At 65.6% G+C, this 18,673-nt stretch carries 17 protein-coding genes; 11 read left to right on the forward strand and 6 right to left on the reverse strand.

Translation table 11 applies throughout. The annotated features are described in order from the left end of the window. Positions 1–14: 14 nt before the first annotated feature. Positions 15–1,862: a CHASE4 domain-containing protein gene (locus VGN66_RS09090; RefSeq protein WP_327518477.1), complete on the forward strand. Its 1,848-nt coding sequence runs from the start codon at positions 15–17 to the stop codon at positions 1,860–1,862. Positions 1,863–1,919: 57 nt separating this feature from the next. Next, positions 1,920–2,582, forward strand: coding sequence for a hypothetical protein (locus VGN66_RS09095; protein ID WP_327518478.1), 663 nt, complete (start codon positions 1,920–1,922; stop codon positions 2,580–2,582). On the opposite strand, the gene VGN66_RS09100 is transcribed toward VGN66_RS09095, so the two are convergent. Continuing rightward, positions 2,583–3,725: an SET domain-containing protein gene (locus VGN66_RS09100; protein WP_327518479.1), complete on the reverse strand. Its 1,143-nt coding sequence runs from the start codon at positions 3,723–3,725 to the stop codon at positions 2,583–2,585. 597 nt (positions 3,726–4,322) lie between these two features. Between VGN66_RS09100 and VGN66_RS09105 the strand changes: the two genes are divergently transcribed. From VGN66_RS09105 to VGN66_RS09115, 3 genes are all read left to right on the forward strand, one after another. Continuing rightward, positions 4,323–5,648 carry a GGDEF domain-containing phosphodiesterase gene (locus tag VGN66_RS09105; protein WP_327518480.1) on the forward strand — a complete coding sequence of 442 codons (1,326 nt, stop codon included), beginning with the start codon at positions 4,323–4,325 and terminating at the stop codon, positions 5,646–5,648. Then, positions 5,645–8,071 carry an ATP-binding protein gene (locus VGN66_RS09110; protein ID WP_327518481.1) on the forward strand — a complete coding sequence of 809 codons (2,427 nt, stop codon included), beginning with the start codon at positions 5,645–5,647 and terminating at the stop codon, positions 8,069–8,071. Before VGN66_RS09105 ends, VGN66_RS09110 begins: the two co-directional genes overlap by 4 nt. A gap of 62 nt (positions 8,072–8,133) precedes the next feature. Next, positions 8,134–8,523, forward strand: coding sequence for a response regulator (locus VGN66_RS09115; protein ID WP_224920632.1), 390 nt, complete (start codon positions 8,134–8,136; stop codon positions 8,521–8,523). Between the two features lie 169 nt (positions 8,524–8,692). On the opposite strand, the gene VGN66_RS09120 is transcribed toward VGN66_RS09115, so the two are convergent. The 4 genes from VGN66_RS09120 to VGN66_RS09135 all read right to left on the reverse strand — a co-directional run bounded on the left by VGN66_RS09120 (position 8,693) and on the right by VGN66_RS09135 (position 11,509). Continuing rightward, a complete protein-coding gene (locus VGN66_RS09120; RefSeq protein ID WP_327518482.1) occupies positions 8,693–9,391 on the reverse strand; it encodes a 2OG-Fe(II) oxygenase in 699 nt (232 codons plus the stop codon). Positions 9,392–9,475: 84 nt separating this feature from the next. Continuing rightward, a complete protein-coding gene (locus tag VGN66_RS09125; RefSeq protein ID WP_327518483.1) occupies positions 9,476–10,330 on the reverse strand; it encodes an RcnB family protein in 855 nt (284 codons plus the stop codon). A gap of 220 nt (positions 10,331–10,550) precedes the next feature. Next, positions 10,551–11,057 carry a (2Fe-2S)-binding protein gene (locus VGN66_RS09130; protein WP_327518484.1) on the reverse strand — a complete coding sequence of 169 codons (507 nt, stop codon included), beginning with the start codon at positions 11,055–11,057 and terminating at the stop codon, positions 10,551–10,553. Then, a complete protein-coding gene (locus VGN66_RS09135; RefSeq protein ID WP_327518485.1) occupies positions 11,054–11,509 on the reverse strand; it encodes a MaoC family dehydratase in 456 nt (151 codons plus the stop codon). Before VGN66_RS09135 ends, VGN66_RS09130 begins: the two co-directional genes overlap by 4 nt. A 216-nt stretch (positions 11,510–11,725) precedes the next feature. On the opposite strand from VGN66_RS09135, the gene VGN66_RS09140 reads away from it, so the two are divergent. Next, positions 11,726–12,058 (forward strand): hypothetical protein, encoded by a 333-nt coding sequence (locus VGN66_RS09140; RefSeq protein WP_327518486.1) that lies wholly within the window; start codon positions 11,726–11,728, stop codon positions 12,056–12,058. A 58-nt stretch (positions 12,059–12,116) separates the two neighbouring features. Here the strand turns inward: VGN66_RS09140 and VGN66_RS09145 are convergent, their stop codons facing one another. Then, positions 12,117–12,977, reverse strand: a complete 861-nt coding sequence (locus VGN66_RS09145; protein ID WP_327518487.1) for a LysR family transcriptional regulator — start codon at positions 12,975–12,977, stop codon at positions 12,117–12,119. A gap of 92 nt (positions 12,978–13,069) precedes the next feature. On the opposite strand from VGN66_RS09145, the gene VGN66_RS09150 reads away from it, so the two are divergent. From VGN66_RS09150 to VGN66_RS09170, 5 genes are read left to right on the forward strand one after another with little or no spacing between them, the layout of a single operon-like run. Beyond that, positions 13,070–14,227 (forward strand): isovaleryl-CoA dehydrogenase, encoded by a 1,158-nt coding sequence (locus VGN66_RS09150; protein ID WP_327518488.1) that lies wholly within the window; start codon positions 13,070–13,072, stop codon positions 14,225–14,227. A gap of 9 nt (positions 14,228–14,236) precedes the next feature. Beyond that, on the forward strand, positions 14,237–14,698 hold the full coding sequence (locus VGN66_RS09155) for a hypothetical protein (protein WP_327518489.1): 462 nt from the start codon (positions 14,237–14,239) through the stop codon (positions 14,696–14,698). Continuing rightward, positions 14,695–16,311, forward strand: a complete 1,617-nt coding sequence (locus VGN66_RS09160) for an AbgT family transporter (RefSeq protein ID WP_327518490.1) — start codon at positions 14,695–14,697, stop codon at positions 16,309–16,311. The genes VGN66_RS09155 and VGN66_RS09160 overlap by 4 nt, the downstream gene beginning before the upstream one ends. Then, positions 16,308–17,069, forward strand: coding sequence for a hypothetical protein (locus VGN66_RS09165; protein WP_327518491.1), 762 nt, complete (start codon positions 16,308–16,310; stop codon positions 17,067–17,069). The genes VGN66_RS09160 and VGN66_RS09165 overlap by 4 nt, the downstream gene beginning before the upstream one ends. After that, positions 17,066–18,667 carry a carboxyl transferase domain-containing protein gene (locus VGN66_RS09170; protein ID WP_327518492.1) on the forward strand — a complete coding sequence of 534 codons (1,602 nt, stop codon included), beginning with the start codon at positions 17,066–17,068 and terminating at the stop codon, positions 18,665–18,667. Before VGN66_RS09165 ends, VGN66_RS09170 begins: the two co-directional genes overlap by 4 nt. Positions 18,668–18,673: the final 6 nt, after the last annotated feature.

Consider the following 18,673-nt stretch of genomic DNA (forward strand, 5'->3'; position numbering starts at 1 on the left):
CCGCGGCGCGATCGATGTTGCAACGCTTCCGGTCCCGCATCCCGCGCTCGCTGGGTGCCAAGCTCGTCGCGATCCTGACCGGGGTCGCGCTGCTTGGTGCTGCCAGCATCACGCTGTTGCTCGCCCTCGTCATCACCCCCAGCTTTGACCGGCTCGAGGCGCAGGCGATCGACGGCCATGTCGAACGCACCCGCGCCGCGCTGACCGAATATGCCTCCAAGGTCGAGGCATCGGTGCGCGACTATGGCGACTGGAACGAAAGCTACGATTACATGGGCGCGCCCAACCGCGCGTTCGAGGAGGACAGCTTCGCCACCTCCGCGATGGTCAATCTCGGCGTCAATGGCATGGCCTATGTCCGCCCGGACGGTGAGGTCGTGATCGCGCGCTGGCTGGACCTGGAGACCGGCACGGATTCACCGCAGATGCGCGCGCAGCTGCTCGCCGAAATCCGCCGCATCGATTTCCGCCGCGCACTGGCCAAGGATAACAGCGCGAGTTTCTACGCACGGCTCGGCAACCGCATCGCCGCGATCGGCATCGCGCAGGTCCGGCGCACCGACGGCACCGGCGATCCGCGCGGCCATGTCGTGATGGCGCGCATGATCACCTCGCAGCAGCTGGGCAATCTGCTTCAGCTGCGCGCCGGGATCGCGCTCGACGCCCCCGTCTCGGCGCCGCGCGTCGATGCCGGGGAGCGCGACCTCGCGGTTGCAGTGCCAGTGCCGGGGGAGGGCGGCGGCAGCGTCGCCAGCGCCACCTTCCGCGTCCCGCGCGAGCTGTCGAACCTTGGCCGCAACATGCTCCAGCTCGCGGTCATCGGCACCACCGCGCTGATGCTGCTGGTGATGGCGGTGCTCAGCGTGATGATCGGCCGGCTGGTGCTGCGCCCACTCAACCGGGTCGAACAGCATATGGGTGTGGTCCGCGGATCGGGTAATCTGGTCCCGCTCGCCGACACGCCGCGCCGCGACGAGATCGGCAGCCTGGTGGTCAGCTTCAACGCGATGCTGAGCCAGCTCAAGGACCTGCGCGAGCAGGTTGAGGCGCAGTCGTTCAAGCTCGGCCAGTCCGAAAGCGCGGTCGCGGTGATGCACAATGTCCGCAACGCGCTCAATCCGATCAGCACGGTGCTGAGCCAGGGGCTGGGCGAGGGACCGGCCACCGACCGCGCATTGCTCGACCGCGCCCTGGGTGAGCTGGCGGACGACAGCATCCCGCTGGCGCGCCGCCACAAGCTCGTCGCCTTCGTCGCCGCCGCGCTGTCGAGCGAGATGCAGGCGCGGGAAGCACGCAAGGAACAGCTCGGCATCGGCCGCGACGCCCTCCACAATGTCCTCGAAATCATCGGGCGCCAGCAGGAACAGGCGCATGAACGCCCGCCGCTCGAAACCTGTGACGTCACCGATATCGTCGCGCGCAACGCCACGATCGCGCGCTATTCGGGCGCCAGCTCGATCGCGTTTCACTTCCCGTCCACACCGCACTGGGTGCTCGCCAACCGCGTGCTGCTCAGTCAGGTGGTCGGCAACCTCTTCTCCAACGCCGCCGAGGCAATCGCCGCGACCGGGCGGGGCGGGGGCAGCATCGCCGTATCGATCCGCGAGACCGGCGGGCGCATGGAAATCCGCATCACCGATGACGGCGAGGGCTTCGACCCCGAAAAGGCACCGCAGCTGTTCCAGCGCGGCTTTTCGACCCGCATCAACAAATCGGGCGGGCTCGGCCTGCACTGGTGCGCCAACACGATGGTCGCGATGGGCGGCAGCCTGACGTTGCTCAGCGAAGGCGTCGGGATCGGGGCGAGTGCAGTGCTCGAACTCGCCGCGTCGGATCTGGTGCGGGAAGACGTCGCGGCCTGAGGATCGCGACTGGTTTCGTCCCTCGCTATCACTGACGCGCTGCGACAGGGGTGGGCCATGCGCAGTCTCTTCCTTGCACTGGCACTGCTTGCCGCACCCGCTGCCCATGCGTGCAGCGTCGCGCCCGGCTATCGCGTCCCGACCACACTGGAGCTGGTCGCGCAATCCGATGCCATCATCGTCGCGCAGCCATTCGACCAGCGGACAGGGGCCGATGGCGACCCGGAAATCCTGTTCGCATCACTCGCCATCCTGAAAGGGGCACCCGGTTGGGAGCACGGTCGCGATCGGATATCGGTCTATGCGCCTGGAGTGCTGGCACCCGAGACCGCGGCCGCCCGGCCCAGCGACCCCCGCGAACTCGTCCGCGCGCATCCTGAAGCGTATGGCGGCGGTTGCACCCGCTACACTTTTCACCCCAAACAACGGGTCTTGCTGTTCCTGAAGCGCGAGGGCGATGACTATCGCGTCATCTCCTATCCGTTCGCGCGCACGGCGGAGGACACGGCCCTGCCGGACTCGCGCTGGCTCAAGGCAGTGCGCGAATATATCGCCATCGCCGCGCTGCCCCTTGCGGTAAGGCGCGCGCGGATGGAGGTACGGCGCGACCTGTTGAAGGCTCGCGGCGACGCGGATTCGCGGGCGATTGCGGCCGATATTGCGCGCGAACTGGCCGGCCCGCGCAAACCGCTGCGCGAACCGCTGCCGCCGATCAAATAGTCAGCTCGCCCGCCGCACCGGCATCACCGCATCCTTGCGCCGCAGATACGGCGCGACAAGGTTACGGGCGCGGAAAAACTCCTGCCGGTCGGGGGCGAGCGTATCGAAATTGCCGATCACGCGGCGGCAGTCGGGCGCGCGGCACTGGCAGATCATGTGCCAGTTGGATTGCGCGAGCGTGGTCGAATAGTCCCAGCTGATCTCTTCACCCGACACGATGTCGCGCAGCGCGACCAGGATCACCCCATCGTCGGTAAAGCGCAGCCCGGCATTGGGGTCACAGCTATGATTGACCAGATCGTCGAGCTGCCCCGACGGCCCCATATAATGATCGGGCGTCACCTGCACGAAGCGGTCGTCGCTCCCGCGCATCAGGCTGGGGATGTCGTCGACATGGAACCGACGCCCGGTGAAGCGCATCAACTCCGCGCCCTCGGCAAAGCGACAGGTGGCGTAGACCGCCTTGCCCAGATGGTTCTCGCCGACCGTGAACAGGTTGCGTTGATGGCGGTAGCGGTCGAGCACGACCAGCCCGCCGCGCGCCCAGCCGAACGAACGCAGCGGGTTGATCGTGGCGAGGCCGATCATGAACCAGATGCTGGCATGGCAGGCGAGCTCGACGAAGATGTACGCGAATTCGTCCGGCCCCGACCCACCCGCGCGCGCCGCAACCAACAGGGTGGCGAGGTCGCCGACGGTCCACAGGCCCCAGGCGGGCGAGCGCTCGGCGCTGCGGTCCTTCCACACGCTCACCCAGGTCGGGTAGAAGCTGACCGGGACGGCGGCGACGACCAGCATATGCGCCCAATAGGCCTCGCGGAACGCGACCCAGATCAACAGCGCGATCAGGCACGCGGACATGCAAAAGGCCTCGATCGTCGTCGGCGGCGCCCAGTTGGAACCGCGCCACAGGAACGCGGTGACGATCAGGCAGCAGCCGGCGGAGAGGATGAAGACCCAGCCCTGCGGCGATCCGGGATTGACCGCGGCATAGGTCAGCGCCTCGGCCGCGGCGGATGCGCTCCAGATCAGCCACGAGGCGCGGTTGGGGCGGACGGTCGCGCGGCGCAGGCCCAGCAGATACACGCCATAGGCGGCGAAGCTGAACGTCATCGCGATCAGAAACCAGACATCGCCCGTCATAAAACCCCCTGATTAGGGTTTCATTTACCGTGTTCCGACTCGCGCGTCAAAGCGCGACTCGCGGTGACTCCGCGAGTCGCGCCGATTCGATTCGCGGCGCTGGGGCTGCGGCAAAAGGGAGTCAAGCTGCGGTCTGGTCGCATTTTCGCGAGCCGAGCAGCAATGCAGGGCATCAGAGGATAGTTTCGCATCGGAAACGGATACGAAAAAATAAAGGCCGCAATCCCAATCGGATGGCGGCCATTCTTGAGGAGGTCAGCCCGGGCAGGTCTAGCGTGAGGGACCATCCATCACGCCGCCAGCCCGGGCCGTAAAAAGGTTACCAGGGGCGGATGTCCTCGCCGGTGGTTTCCCGGAAAAAGAATGCAAACATGTTTTTTCTCCCATCGTGCACACGAGGTGCACCCATTTTGATTAACTGAAAATTCATGATGAATCAAATGGTAGGGACTATCGGGAAATTACCTAGATCGGTGATCCCGGCGCGGCTGCTTCCTTAAAACTTCCTTCAGCACTGGGTGTTAGGCCGGTCGCATGTATGACCGTTTCGACCCCGCCGGTTTTCGCGGTTCGCCTTTCGGGGCGGGGCGTATCGCCATGAATGACGGCGCTGAGGTCGAGGGCGACGCACCCGGCGACCAATCGGACATCGCGGTCGCGCGCGGCGCGGGCGGCGCGGCCTGCACCCGCTGGCGCGTGATGGCGTTGTGCGAGATCGCCAATTTTCAGTCGCTGCGGCGCCATCTTGGTCGACCGCGCGCCGACACGCTGATCCATGATCTTGCCGATCGCATGAGCGATCTGGAGCCGGGCGTGCGCAGCGTGACCGCCGGTCGCGCGCTGATCGAGCTTAGTTACGAGGCGGAGAGCCCGGTCGCGGCGCGCGCGCTGGTCGAGCGGCTCGCGCAATCCTTTGCGCGTTCGGTCGATCTCGACGGCGAACGCCATCTGATTCAGCTGGTCTGGGGCATCGCGGTCGCGCCGTTCGGCGATGACGACGAAGTGCGGCTGACCGAGGGGGCTGAGGCTGCGCTTGAGCAGGCGCGCACCGACGCCGGGATCGTCTCGATCGACCTGTCGCAGGCCCATGCCGCGTTCGACGGCGCGGCACTGGTCCGCGAACTGCCGCGCGCGATCGCGGCGGGTCAGCTGTTCCTGCAATATCAGCCCAAGGTGAATGTCCGCCGCGAAATGGTGACCGGTGCCGAGGCGCTGGTCCGCTGGCACCATCCCGTGCGCGGGCTGATCCTGCCGGGCGAATTCATCAACGCGGCGGAGGATGGCGGCGAGATTGTCGGCTTGACGCTGTGGACGCTGCGCCAGGTGATCGCCGATCAGCAGGTGCTGGCTGCGCATGGCCATGACATGCCGGTGTTCATCAACATTTCGGGCGTGTTGCTCGCCGACGACGCCTTCGTCGCCGAGGCATGCCGGATCATCACCGAATCCGGCGCGAAGATCGGGTTCGAGATTACCGAGACTGCCGTGATCCGCGATCCCGACAGCGCGATCCGCCATCTCCAGACCTTCGCAGGGATCGGAATCCCGCTCGCGATCGACGATTATGGCGCGGGCCTGTCCTCGCTCGCCTATCTCAAACAGCTTCCCGCGACCGAGCTCAAGATCGACAAGATGTTCGTGATGCAGCTGACCAGCAGCAATCGCGATCCGCTGATCGTCCGCTCGACCATCGACCTGGCGCACGCGCTGGAGATGGAGGTCACGGCCGAGGGCGTCGAAACCCCGGCCGCGCTTGCGCTGCTCAGCGTCATGGGCTGCGACATGGTCCAGGGCTATCTGATCAGCCGCCCGATCGCGCTCGATGCGTTCGTCCGCTATCTCGACGAAGAAGGCTTCAAGTCGGTCGCGACCATGCGCCCCAGCTTTGGCCGCACCGAGAATTTCTGGCGCAAGAGCGGATGATGCTGAGGGGCCTTGCCCTCTTTCTCTGCTGGCTGGCACTCGGGCTCGCCGTCCCTGCGGCCGCGCAGCAGCGCGCCGCCGATACGCTGATCGAGAATGCCAAGTCGGCGATGGTCGCGAACCCGCAAACCGCGCTGACCTATGCGGAACAGGCGCAGCGTCAAGCTGCCACCATCCCCGATGTGCGTGCCCGCGCAACTGCGGAAGCGACCGCATTGTGGCTTCAAAGCGAAGCGCTGGTGCGGCTGCGTAAATCTGCCCAGGCCGCGCCACGAATTTCCCGCGCGCTGCGACTCATCAGTGCAGACCAGTCGCCGATCAAATTGCGCGGTGATTTGCTGATCGCGCGGGCCGGGGTGCAGGAAGGGCAGATGCGCTTCGCCGAGGCGCTGGCCTCCTTGCAGGAGGCGCACAATATCTTTGCAGCGCTGAATGAAAAACGAAACCAATCTATTGCGCTGCAGTTGATCGCGTCACTTTATACAAAATCACGCGATCTTCGAAGTGCCGAGAAATACTACAAGCAAGCTGCGGCTATCTATAATGATGACGCGCGCTTGCAAATGTCGCTGCTGAACAATCGCGGCAATGTCCTGCTTCAGTTGGAGGAGCCGCGGCAAGCGGAGCAAGAATATCGTAAGGCACTTCAACTGGCGAAGGCCGCGAATGCGACCAATATTCCGCAGATCCTGACCAACATCGCGCACTCCCTGTTGGATCAGAAGCGATTTGCGGAGGCGGATGCCATCATCGCCGAAGCGAGCGGGCTTATTCGCCTGGATCCCGAACACAATGGCGAATTGGCGCTGCTGGCGGTCGCCGCCGAATCTGCGCGTCGCCAAGGGCGTATCGATTCCGCGAACCGGTTGATCCAGCGGGCCTTTGCCGGCGTCGATCTGGCCAAGACGCCCCTGGGGATGCGCGATGCGCACCACACTGCCTATCAGATCTATCGCGTTCAGGGGAACAGCACGCTTGCGCTTGTGCATCTCGAACGGCTTCGAAAGCTCAACGACGAAGCCGCCAAGCTCGCCACCTCGGCCAGCACGGCGCTGATGGCCGCGCGGTTCGATTATGCGAACCAGGAACTGCGCATCGCCAACCTCCAGGCGGCGGAATTGCGGCGCGCAGCGGAGTTTCAGCGCACGCTGTTCATCGGCCTTGGCGGCGCATCGCTGGTCATCGTGACCTTGTTGAGCATCGGCCTGTTCACGATCCGCCGCAGCCGCAATCAGGTGCGTCAGGCGAACACCGTCCTCGCCGAAACCAATGTCGCGCTCGAAAAGGCGCTCAAGGCCAAGACCGAATTCCTCGCGACCACCAGCCACGAAATCCGCACCCCGCTCAACGGCATTCTCGGCATGACCCAGATCATGCTGCGCGACGCCAGCGTGCCGGAGGAGACGCGCGATCGCATCAACATCGTCCATGGCGCCGGCATGACGATGCGCGCGCTGGTCGACGACATCCTCGACGTCGCCAAGATGGAGACGGGCAATCTGACGGTCGAAATGACCGCTACGGATCTCCACACCACGCTGCACGACGTGACCCGGATCTGGGAAGAACAGGCGCACGCCAAGGGCCTCGCCTTCACCCTCAGCCATGACGGGACGCCGCGCTGGATCGAGACCGATCCGGGCCGTTTGCGCCAGATCGTGTTCAACCTGTTGTCCAACGCCGTGAAGTTCACCGAAACCGGCGCATTGTCGGTCGTGGTCGAGGCGTCCGGCGAGCGGTTGCGGGTCGCAATCCGCGACACCGGCATCGGCATCCCCGCCGACAAGTTCGACGAGGTGTTCGAATCCTTCAAACAGGTCGACGCCGGCACCACCCGCCAGTTCGGCGGCACCGGCCTTGGCCTCGCCATCGTCCGCAACCTTGCCCACGCGCTCGGCGGCACCGTCTCGGTCGCCAGCGTGGTCGGCGAGGGATCGACCTTCACCGTCGATCTCCCGCTCCGCCCGGCGGAGGTACCCGATTCGGCGATCGAGGTGACGGGGGAGGGCGAAACCGTCGTCGTGCTCGACCGCAACCCGATCGTTCGCGGCATGATGCGCGCGCTGTTCACCCCGCATTTTGCCGCGGTCCATTTCGCTGCCTCGATTGACGAAGCGGTGGCGCTCGCGCGCGGCGCCGGCCCTGCGCTGATCCTCGCGGATCAGGGGACGCTGGCAGCGGGTGAGGCCGATCCCATTGAAAAACTGACCGAACTTGCCGCAGCCGCACCGGCTGACGTGCGCACTGCAGCGCTGTGGAGCAAGCCCGAGCCTGAGGCCGAACAACGGCTCTACGACACCGGAATCGATCTGATTATCGTTAAGCCTGTGAAAGGACCCGCGCTGGTCGCGGCGCTCACGGGGGCGCGTACTGAAATTTGTGCGACATCCCGTCGCACGACGCTTGTATCGCAAGCGGCTTAGGGTGATAGCACGCCTATGAATTCCCCGGTCCTGACCGCCCCCATTTCCGAGTTGGTCGCGCAATGAACATCCTCTTCATCGAGGACGATCCGATGAACCGCCGCGTGGTGCGCGACATGCTCAATGTCGCCGGTGCTACGATGGCCGAAGCCGCACATGCGGAAGAGGGCCTGACCATGATCGGGGCGGGCGATTACGACGTGGTGCTGGTCGATCTGCGCATGCCGGGCATGGACGGGATCGAAGCGATCGAGCGCATCCGCGCGCGCGGCGACACCAAGGCGGAGCTTCCGGTGATCGTGGTCACCGCGGACACCGCGGTCGACCTGCGCGAACGCTGCCTTGCCGCCGGTGCCGATGAAGTGCTGTTCAAGCCAGTGGCGATGGACGCGCTGTTCGACACGATCGGCCGCGTCCTCGCGCTGCGCAGCGGCGACGACATGATTTTGTAAATTGATCCTCCCCCGCCAGGGGAGGTGTCGCCGAAGGCGACGGAGGGGGAGGACGGCTGTGCCCTCGAGCCTCTTGCCGTCGTGCTTCCTCCCCGTCCGTCAGCTACGCTGCCACCTCCCCCTGGCGGGGGAGGATGTGATGGCAAGGGGACGCTACTGATCTGCCCGTTCAATATGTCCGGATCGGCATGTTGATCCAGGCGTGCTCGCGAAACCATTTGGTGATGATGTATTTGACGCCCTTCACCACCGGCGTCCCTTCGTGCAGCGTGCCGATATTGGGCGACCCATCGGGCTTCATGTTGTTCCACGCGAGCAGCAATCCGCGCTTGGGCGCGACGCGCACCCCCGCCTGCGGGAACCAGGTCGCGCCGCCCTCTTCGACATCGTTGAGGTAGATCATCGCGGTCCAGGTCCGCTGCCCGCCCGATGCCTTCATCGCCGGCCAGTAATCCTGCTGTTCGTTGAACCAGTCATAATGCGCGCGAAACTGCTGCCCGGGCGCATAGCGCTGCCCCTGCATCGTCTCGCCATTTTCCGGCGGAATCCCGAGCAATTCCGCCATCCGCTCGTCGATCGGCTGGACGTCCGCCGACCAGCGATCGAGGTCACAGCTTTCACTGGTCCGGAAATTCGGGTCCTCCGACTGCGACAGCAATGTCGAGGGCCGGCGATTGGCGTCGATCAGCCGGATCAGCGAATCGCACTCGGCGCCGGTCAGGAAATCGGGGTGGTAATAGACCTGCGCCGCGTCGACCTTTGCCCGGCGCATCGCGGGATTGGCCTCGACCCGTGCAGTCACCGCCTGGCTCAGGCGGGCACGGCTGCTGGATTCGGCCGGGGCCCTGAAACGCGAGAAGATGCTCATGCCGCCAATTTGCCGCGAGGGCCGCGAAACGCAAGAGGCCCGACCGTTGCCGGCCGGACCTCCCTGCGTGACCTGCGTCCTCGCTTACCAGAAGATGTCGTGGATCACGTCGACGACATAGCCGGAGCGGACATCGACCAGCAGCGCATCATTGTAATAGCGCACCCAGCGATACCCACCATAAGCCGGCGGCAGGCGGTAATAGGCCGGATCGTTGATCCAGTAATCCGGTGCGAACAGCATCGAACCAATGGTCAGGCCGATCGAAAAGCGGCGATAGCCATAATGGTACCCGCGTGGCGCGTAGTAGCGCGGCAGGCGATAGACGTGCCGGTTGCGCGCGCGATAGTCGCTCCAGTCATAGCGGCGATCACCCCGCCAGCCACGGTTCCAGTTGCGGTTGTCGTCCCAGCCGCGGCGATATTGCTGCTGGTCGCGCCAGTCGCCATAGCGGCGGTCCTGACGATAATCGCGCCGGTCGTCGCGGCGGTCGCCACGATAGTCCCGGCGATCATCGCGACGGTCGTCACGATACTCGCGCCGGTCATCGCGCCGATCTTCGCGCGTCTGCGAGCCCATGATCGCCCCGCGCAAGTCGCGGCGGTCATCGCGCCGTTCCTCGCGGAAGTCCCGACGGTCATCGCGACGCTCCTCGCGGAAGTCGCGGCGCTGCTCACGCACCTGCGGCGCAACGGCCGGGGCAGGGCGCCGCGGCTGCTGGACCTGCGGCTGCGGACGCTCGGGACGCTGGAATTGCGGGCGTTCCTGCCGCTGTTCCTGCCGCTGTTCCTGCCGCTGGCCACGGAATTCCTGCCGCTGTTGCTGGCGTTGCTCGCGCGCCTCGGACCGGCGGCCTTCACGCCCGCGTTCCTGCGCGATTGCCGCAGCGGGGGTCAGAATGGTTGCGCCGATCAGCGCCGCCAAAATTATCTTCTTCATGCTTTCCTCCGCTCCCCGACAAAGCGCCGGCGTTCAGACTAACGCGGATTTACATCGATTCGGCTGACACACTTCTGAATTGGACTGACAGCCAATTGAAAGCTTTGGTTAGGGTTGGCGGCGCCGGCCCGCTCCCCCACCCGGCCACCCAACGACAGTATTTTATGGGTGGCCGGGTGGGGGAGCGGGCCGGTGCCGCTCAGCGAAGCTGAACACAACGCTACTCTCCGCCGGTCTCGACCGGGATGCCCCGATCGATCGTGATCTCTTCCTCACCGCGCGCCACCCGCGCCGCACGCCCGATTGCCTCGATCAGCCGGGGATAGATGCCACAGCGGCACAAATTGGTGATCGCCCCCATGATCTCGTCATCCGACGGGTTGCGGTTCTTGCGCAGCAGCGCGACCACATTCATCACGATGCCGGGGATGCAGTACCCGCACTGCACGACATTCTCGGCAATCAGCGCCTGCTGCACCGGGTGGTTGCCCTCGGCCGAAAGCCCCTCGATCGTCGTGACGAACGTCCCCTCGACCGCGCCGATGCTCACCTGACACGACCGCACCGCATTCCCGTCGATATCCACCGTGCACGCTCCGCACGCGCCGGTGCCACAGCCATATTTGGTGCCCGTCAGGTTCGACGCATCGCGCAGCGCCCACAGCAGCGGCGTGGCCGGATCGAGTTTGTAGGAAACCGGCTGATTGTTGACGGTAAAGCGGGTCATGCAGTCGCTTTAGCATGCAGCAGCGCGCTGCGCAGGCAGGTGCACACCGTCTCGTCGCGCTGGTTGAGCATCACATGGCGAAAGGTGACGACGCCCTGTCCCGGCCGCGACCTGGACGGGCGCAGCGCCACCACCTCGGTCTCGGCACGCAGCGTATCGCCGATAAACACCGGGCTCGGCATCCGCACCTCGTCATAGCCCAGATTAGCGACCAAAGTGCCCAGCGTCGTATCGCCGACCGAAATCCCGACCATGAGCGCGAAGGTGAAGGTGCCATTGACGACGATCCGCCCAAACTCGGTCGCGCCTGCAAACTCCGCATCGAGGTGCAGCGGCTGGGGATTATGGGTGAGGGTAGAGATCAGCAGATTATCCGTCTCGGTCACCGTGCGGCGCAGATCATGGACGATCCGGTCGCCCACCTGCCACTGATCGAAATAGCGTCCCGCCATCACCGTCTCCCTCTGACGCCCCACTTAACGCGCGAACCGGGTTTGTCAGTCCCAAATCATTCCTCCCCTGAGCTTGCTCAGGGGAGGGGGACCGCCGCCGAAGGCGGTGGTGGAGGGGCGGCCGCGTAGACGGCCGTGTACGGGCCGAGGCTCATAAAAGCGGAATGTCGGTACACGACCCTTTCCGGTCATTCACACGAGGGATATCGTCGCCGCATGACAGCAGTCGAATCGATCCTGATGGTGGCATTTGTTTTGCCCTCGCTCCTCGCAGTTTCCTGGTGCCGTGAACAGTTGCGCTGGGTTGAGCCCGGAACCCGGTTCAGTTTCGGAATTGCCGCGTTTTTTGGGTCAATAGCTGTGTTTTACGTCGTCATGAAAATGCTCCCTGAGCCAGCGGAGATTGAGGGCGATCTGTTTCTTATGTCGCTGCTAGTGGCAGGCGCTTCGATAGCCGCTAGTGGGATGGTCTTGTCACTAGCACTAACCTGCAGCGCCGCTTGGCAAGCCTTCAAGCGATGGAAGTTTCAACGTAGCAATTTCAGCTAACCACCCAATAGCAGACACCAGACCCCCGCCCCGACACCCGCAATCGCACCCTGTCAGCCTAACCCACCCCAAACACCCCCCGCACCGCGTCCCCAACCGCCGCCATCCCCTCGCGCGCATCCTCCCCCCGCACCAGCACCAGCGTCCGCCGCAGATCGAACCCGATCAGCGCCGGATTGGCCACCCCCGGATGCCGGTGCGACGCCGGCACCACCGTCGCGCCCAGCCCCGCCGCGACCATCGCCAGCGCGCGGTCGTCATTCGGCGTGCGCAGCGCAAAGCTCGGGCGGATGCCGCGCCGGGTGAAATAACGGCTGGTCTCCGGCAGCGCCTCGCAGCTGCGCCGCACGATCATCGTCTCGCCCGCCAGCGCCTCGCCCGGCAGCGCCGCTTCCCCGGCCAGCCGATGCCCGACAGGCAGGGCCAGCAGATAGGGTTCGCTGCGCAACGCCTCGCCATCGCCCACGGCATCGCCATGCACTGCCGTGAGCGCCAGATCGACCCGCCCGCGCGCGATATGCTGCGCCAGCACCGTCGCATTGCCCTCGACCAGCTCGACCGCCAGCCCCGGCGCATCGGCGGCAGTCCGCGCGATCAAAGCCGCCAGCTCGCCACTCGCGATCGTCGTCAGCACCCCCAGCCGCAGTGTCGCGGGCTGCGCGATCCCGCCGACCGCCGCTGCCGCCAGGTTGAACTCGCGCTCGATCCGCCGCGCATGCACCGCGAATTGCGACCCCGCCTCGGTCAGCTCGATCCGCTGGCTCGACCGGCGCAACAGCTTCGCGCCCGCCTCGCGCTCCAGCTTGGCGATCCCCGCCGACAGCGTGGGTTGCGACACCGCCATCTGCGCGGCGGCGGCGGTGAACGTCCCGCTATCGATGACGGCGAGGAAATAGCGCAGCAAATAGCGTTCGATCATAGACACCGTCTATGCTGTCCCGCGCCGCCTTTCAATTTCCCGCAGCGCGCATCGGGCGCTAGGATGCGGCAAAACAAGTTCAGGAGAGCGCCATGAGCCTGCCCCAGATGGATTTCGCACTCGGCGAAACCGCGGACATGATCCGTGAGACCACCGAACGCTTCTCACGCGAACAGATCGCGCCGCTCGCGGCAAAGATCGACGCCGACGACTGGTTCCCGCGCGATGAACTCTGGGCACCGATGGGCGCACTCGGCCTGCATGGCATCACCATCGCGGAGGAGGATGGCGGCCTCGGCCTCGGCTATCTCGAACATGTCATCGCGTGCGAGGAAGTCAGCCGCGCCTCGGCCTCGATCGGCCTGTCCTACGGCGCGCACTCCAACCTCTGCGTCAACCAGATCGGTCGCTGGGCGAACGCCGAGCAGAAGGCGAAATACCTGCCCAAGCTGATCAGCGGCGAACATGTCGGCAGCCTCGCCATGTCCGAAGCCGGCGCGGGCAGCGACGTTGTCAGCATGAAGCTGCGCGCCGAGCACAAGGGCGACCGCTACGTCCTCAACGGCACCAAATTCTGGATCACCAACGCCGCCTATGCCGACACCTTGGTCGTCTATGCCAAGACCGGCGAAGGCAGCCGCGGCATCACCACCTTCATCATCGAAAAGGGGATGAAGGGGTTCGAGATCGGGCAAAAGATCGACAAGATGGGGATGCGCGGGTCGCCCACCGCCGAACTCGTCTTCACCGATTGCGAGGTGCCGGAAGAAAACGTCATGGGCCCGCTCAACGGCGGCGTCGGCGTGCTGATGAGCGGCCTCGATTACGAACGCACCGTGCTGGCGGGCATTCAGCTCGGGATCATGCAGGCGTGCCTCGACGTCGTCCTGCCATACCTGCGCGAACGCCAGCAGTTCGGCCAGGCGATCGGCAGCTTCCAGCTGATGCAGGCCAAGGTCGCCGACATGTATGTCGCGCTCAACTCCGCCCGCGCGTACGTCTATGCCGTCGCCAAGGCATGCGACGCGGGCAAGACCACCCGCTTCGACGCCGCCGGCGCGATCCTGCTGGCATCCGAAAACGCCTTCAAGGTCGCGGGTGAGGCGGTGCAGGCACTTGGCGGCGCGGGCTATACCAAGGACTGGCCGGTCGAACGCTTCCTGCGCGACGCCAAGCTGCTGGACATCGGCGCGGGGACGAATGAAATTCGCCGCATGCTGATCGGACGGGAATTGGTCGGCGCGGCGTAAGGGAAACCAATGGCGATAGAATGGACGAAGGATGCGCTGGAAGCGCTGACGCACAAGCAGCTCTACACACTCTACGAGAATGCCCTCGCATCGTCGGATCCAAAGGCGTCGGAGGTTCTAACGACCATCGAGACGCACAAAATGATGGAACGGCTGGGCGGCGGCTATCGGCGCAGCCACCGGTTGATCGTGGATATGGAAACCATTTGCCGTTCTTCTGAAGGCAACGCTGCCGCCATCCGCGCTGCAGAGAATGGCGAGGCCCCGATGGCCGGTGTCGATCCTTTGCTGGCAGCGGCGCTTGGCGCGGAATATGGTCAGCGAGATTCGACAACCTGGGCGGGCGCTTTCGTCGCCGAAGAGATCGAGGCTTCGGGCTGGCGTCGCGCCGGTCGCAAGAAGCTGCCCGACAACTGCATTGCAAGAACGGCAGCGTTTTTTCTCCCCCCGATTGGAGACGACGCGCCATGACGACCTCCAGCCTTTCGGACGATGCCGCGCGCCGCCAGCGCGGTTTTCTGGGCTTTGTCGAGCGGGCGGGCAATCTGCTGCCCGAACCGACGATGATCTTCGTCTATCTCATCATCGCATTGATGGCGCTCAGCGCGATCGGCGACTGGGCCGGATGGTCGGCATCGCTCCCCTATACCGGCGATGAGGCGCCCACCGGCGCGACGCTGGAGGGCGGGGTGCTCACCTACACCGCCGCCAGCCTGTTTTCCGAAGCCAATATCGGCAAGCTGCTGGTCGACATGCCGCGCACGATGAGCGGCTTTGCGCCATTGGGCCTGATCCTCGTGATCATGCTCGGCGCAGCGGTGGCGGAGCGGTCGGGCATGTTCTCGGCCCTCATCCGCGCCAGCCTCGCCAACGCGCCGCGCGCAATCCTGACCCCGATCGTCGCGATCATCGGCATGGTCTCGCACCACGCCTCCGACGCCGCCTATGTCGTGTTCATCCCGCTCGCCGCGATCGTCTATGCCGCCGCCGGGCGCCACCCCGTCGCAGGGCTAGCCGCCGCCTTTGCGGCCGTGTCGGGCGGCTATGCCGGCAACATCACCCCGGGCCAGATCGACGTGCTGCTGTTCGGCTTCACGCAGGAAGCCGCGCGGATCGTCGAGCCGGGCTGGACGATGAACCCGGTCGGCAACTGGTGGTTCATCCTGTCGATCGTCATCGTCTTCACCCCCGCCATCTGGTTCATCACCGACAAGGTGGTCGAACCGCGCCTCGGCAACTGGGGAGGGGAGGCGGACGCGGAAGTAACCGCCGAGCTCGCCCGCTCCGAAGTCACCGCCGACGAACGCCGCGGCCTGCGCCGCGCCGGCCTCGCCGCGCTGGCGGTGATCGCGCTCTACGCGATCCTCACGCTGGCGCCGGGCTATACCCCGCTGATCAACGAGGCGGCCGAGGGGACCGCGCAGCTTCAGCCCTTTTACGGCGCGCTGATCGCCGGCTTCTTCCTGATGTTCGTCAGCTGCGGCATCGCCTTCGGCACCGCGACCGGATCGATCAAGTCCGCCGACGATGTCACCCGCATGATGCGCGAAGGCATCGCCAGCCTCGCGCCGTACATCGTGTTCGTATTCTTCGCCGCGCATTTCGTGGCGATGTTCAACTGGTCCAATGTCGGCCCGATCATCGCGATCAACGGCGCCGAGGCGCTCCAGACCTTCGCGCTCCCCGCGCCGATCCTGCTGGTCAGCGTGCTGCTGCTGTCCAGCTTCCTCGACCTGTTCATCGGCTCGGCCAGCGCCAAGTGGAGCGCGCTCGCCCCGGTCGTCGTGCCGATGTTCATGCTGCTCGGGATCAGCCCGGAAATGACCACCGCCGCCTACCGCATGGGCGACAGCTACACCAACATCATGACCCCGTTGATGAGCTATTTCCCGCTGATCCTCGCCTTTGCGCGGCGCTGGGACGGCTCGTTCGGCGTCGGCTCGCTGCTCGCGCTGATGCTGCCCTATGCGCTGACCTTCATGACGCTCGGCATCTCGATGGTCATCGCCTGGGTGGCACTCGATCTGCCGCTCGGGCCGGGGGCAGGGGTGTTCTACGCCCCGCCCACAGGTGGAGGCGCGTGATCGCCGCTGTCGATCCGCTGCTCGACCTCGGCACCGCGCTGTTCGAGGATCTGTACCGCCCGCTGGCCAGCGGGCGCTGGACGCTACACCCCCCGGCAATGGTGCTGACGCGCGGCTATTGGAGCCCGCCCGCGCTGGTCGACAATGTCCGCGCGCTCACCCGCGACGGCGACACCTGGATGTCGCTGACCCCGCTCGAGATCGAAAGCCAGGCGATCGGCGTCCATTACGCCAGCGGCCATGTCGCGATCTTCGGCCTCGGCATGGGCTGGGTCGCAGCAGTCACCGCAATGCGCGACAGCGTGACGCGGGTGACGGTGATCGAGCGCGATCCCGACGTGATCGCCCTCCACGCCGAACTCGACCTGTTCGCCCGCCTGCCGGGCGGGGCAGGGGCCAAGATCCGCATCGTTGAGGGCGACGCGCTCGAATGGCGCCCCGACGCCCCGGTCGATCTGCTCATGCCCGACATCTGGCTGTGGCTGGTCAGCGACGGCCGGGTCGAAGAGGTCCGCCAGATGCAGGCCAATGTCGCCGCCACCAAAGTCTATTTCTGGGGGCAAGAGATGGAAATCGCCCGCCACGCCCGTGCCTTGGGCATCGACCTCGACACCGCCGGCGTGGCGCAGGTCATCGCGGGTTTCGGCCTTCCCCTCGTCGGCAATGACCTCCCCAACTATCCCGACCGCATCTGCGCCGCCGCCGATGCATGGATGCAGGGCCGCTGGCTGCCCGACCTACAGGAGAATGCAGAGTGAGCGGTCCCGTCCTGAAATCGATCCTCTCCCCCGAGGACGAAGGCTTCCGCACCAACGCCGCGCACAACCGCGCGCTGGCCGAAAAGCTCCGCGCCGATGTCGCGCAGGCCGCACTGGGCGGCAACGAGAAGAGCCGCGAGCGCCACACGTCGCGCGGCAAACTTCTTCCACGAGAACGCGTCGAACGCCTGCTCGACCCCGGCGCCCCCTTCCTCGAAATCGGCCAGCTCGCCGCCTGCGACATGTATGACGGCGAAGTCCCCGGCGCCGGCATGATCGCCGGCATCGGCCGCGTCTCGGGCCGCACCTGCATGATCGTCTGCAACGATGCGACGGTAAAGGGCGGCACCTATTACCCGATGACCGTCAAAAAGCATCTGCGCGCGCAGGAGATTGCGGAGGCCAACCGGCTGCCGTGCATCTACCTCGTCGACAGCGGCGGCGCGAACCTGCCGCATCAGGCCGAAGTGTTCCCCGACCGCGACCATTTCGGCCGCATCTTCTTCAACCAGGCGAACATGAGCGCCAAGGGCATCCCCCAGATCGCCTGCGTCATGGGCAGTTGCACCGCGGGCGGCGCCTATGTCCCCGCGATGTCCGACGAGAGCGTGATCGTGCGCGAACAGGGCACGATCTTCCTCGCCGGCCCACCGCTGGTCAAAGCCGCGACGGGTGAGGAAATCAGCGCCGAGGATCTGGGTGGCGGCGACCTGCACGGGCGCAAATCGGGCGTGGTCGACCATGTCGCCGACAATGACGAGCACGCGCTCACCATCGTCCGCGACATCGTCAGCCACCTTCCCGCCGACCGCAAGCCCGACATCGAAATCCGCGACCCGCGCCCGCCGAAGTTCGACGCGGAGGAGCTGTACGGCATCGTCCCCACCGACGTCCGCGCCCCCTATGACGTCCACGAAGTCATCGCACGGCTGGTCGACGGCAGCGAATTCCACGAGTTCAAGGCGCTCTACGGCACCACTTTGGTCTGCGGCTTCGCCCACATCTGGGGTATCCCCGTCGCGATCCTCGCCAATAACGGCGTGTTGTTCAGCGAAAGCGCGGTCAAGGGCGCACACTTCATCGAACTCGCCTGCCAACGCCGCATCCCCTTGCTGTTCCTTCAGAATATCAGCGGCTTCATGGTCGGCGGAAAATACGAGGCCGAGGGCATCGCCAAACACGGCGCCAAGCTGGTGACCGCAGTCGCGACCGCGAGCGTCCCCAAGATCACCGTCCTGATCGGCGGGTCGTTCGGCGCCGGCAATTACGGCATGTGCGGCCGCGCCTATTCCCCCCGCTTCCTGTTCAGCTGGCCCAACAGCCGCATCAGCGTGATGGGCGGCGAACAGGCGGCAAGCGTGCTGGCGACGGTGCATCGCGACGCCGCCAACTGGTCGCCCGAGGAAGCCGAAGCCTTCAAGGCCCCGGTCCGCCAACGCTACGAAGACGAAGGCAACCCCTGGCACGCCACCGCCCGCCTATGGGACGACGGAATCGTCGACCCGGCCCAGACCCGCGACGTGCTGGGCCTGGCGTTCGCGGCGACGCTCAACGCGCCGGTGGAGGAGGGGACACGCTTTGGCGTGTTTCGGATGTGAGGGGGC

The organism is Sphingomonas sp. (assembly GCF_035998645.1).
In the GTDB taxonomy this organism is placed as follows: domain Bacteria; phylum Pseudomonadota; class Alphaproteobacteria; order Sphingomonadales; family Sphingomonadaceae; genus Sphingomonas.

Excerpts from the sequence above, each read along its gene's own strand:
- VGN66_RS09090 (WP_327518477.1), top strand. The coding sequence starts at position 15 with ATGTTGCAACGCTTCCGGTCCCGCATCCCGCGCTCGCTGGGTGCCAAG.
- VGN66_RS09095 (WP_327518478.1), top strand. The coding sequence starts at position 1,920 with ATGCGCAGTCTCTTCCTTGCACTGGCACTGCTTGCCGCACCCGCTGCC.
- VGN66_RS09100 (WP_327518479.1), bottom strand. The coding sequence starts at position 3,725 with ATGACGGGCGATGTCTGGTTTCTGATCGCGATGACGTTCAGCTTCGCC.
- VGN66_RS09105 (WP_327518480.1), top strand. The coding sequence starts at position 4,323 with ATGAATGACGGCGCTGAGGTCGAGGGCGACGCACCCGGCGACCAATCG.
- VGN66_RS09110 (WP_327518481.1), top strand. The coding sequence starts at position 5,645 with ATGATGCTGAGGGGCCTTGCCCTCTTTCTCTGCTGGCTGGCACTCGGG.
- VGN66_RS09115 (WP_224920632.1), top strand. The coding sequence starts at position 8,134 with ATGAACATCCTCTTCATCGAGGACGATCCGATGAACCGCCGCGTGGTG.
- VGN66_RS09120 (WP_327518482.1), bottom strand. The coding sequence starts at position 9,391 with ATGAGCATCTTCTCGCGTTTCAGGGCCCCGGCCGAATCCAGCAGCCGT.
- VGN66_RS09125 (WP_327518483.1), bottom strand. The coding sequence starts at position 10,330 with ATGAAGAAGATAATTTTGGCGGCGCTGATCGGCGCAACCATTCTGACC.
- VGN66_RS09130 (WP_327518484.1), bottom strand. The coding sequence starts at position 11,057 with ATGACCCGCTTTACCGTCAACAATCAGCCGGTTTCCTACAAACTCGAT.
- VGN66_RS09135 (WP_327518485.1), bottom strand. The coding sequence starts at position 11,509 with ATGGCGGGACGCTATTTCGATCAGTGGCAGGTGGGCGACCGGATCGTC.
- VGN66_RS09140 (WP_327518486.1), top strand. The coding sequence starts at position 11,726 with ATGACAGCAGTCGAATCGATCCTGATGGTGGCATTTGTTTTGCCCTCG.
- VGN66_RS09145 (WP_327518487.1), bottom strand. The coding sequence starts at position 12,977 with ATGATCGAACGCTATTTGCTGCGCTATTTCCTCGCCGTCATCGATAGC.
- VGN66_RS09150 (WP_327518488.1), top strand. The coding sequence starts at position 13,070 with ATGAGCCTGCCCCAGATGGATTTCGCACTCGGCGAAACCGCGGACATG.
- VGN66_RS09155 (WP_327518489.1), top strand. The coding sequence starts at position 14,237 with ATGGCGATAGAATGGACGAAGGATGCGCTGGAAGCGCTGACGCACAAG.
- VGN66_RS09160 (WP_327518490.1), top strand. The coding sequence starts at position 14,695 with ATGACGACCTCCAGCCTTTCGGACGATGCCGCGCGCCGCCAGCGCGGT.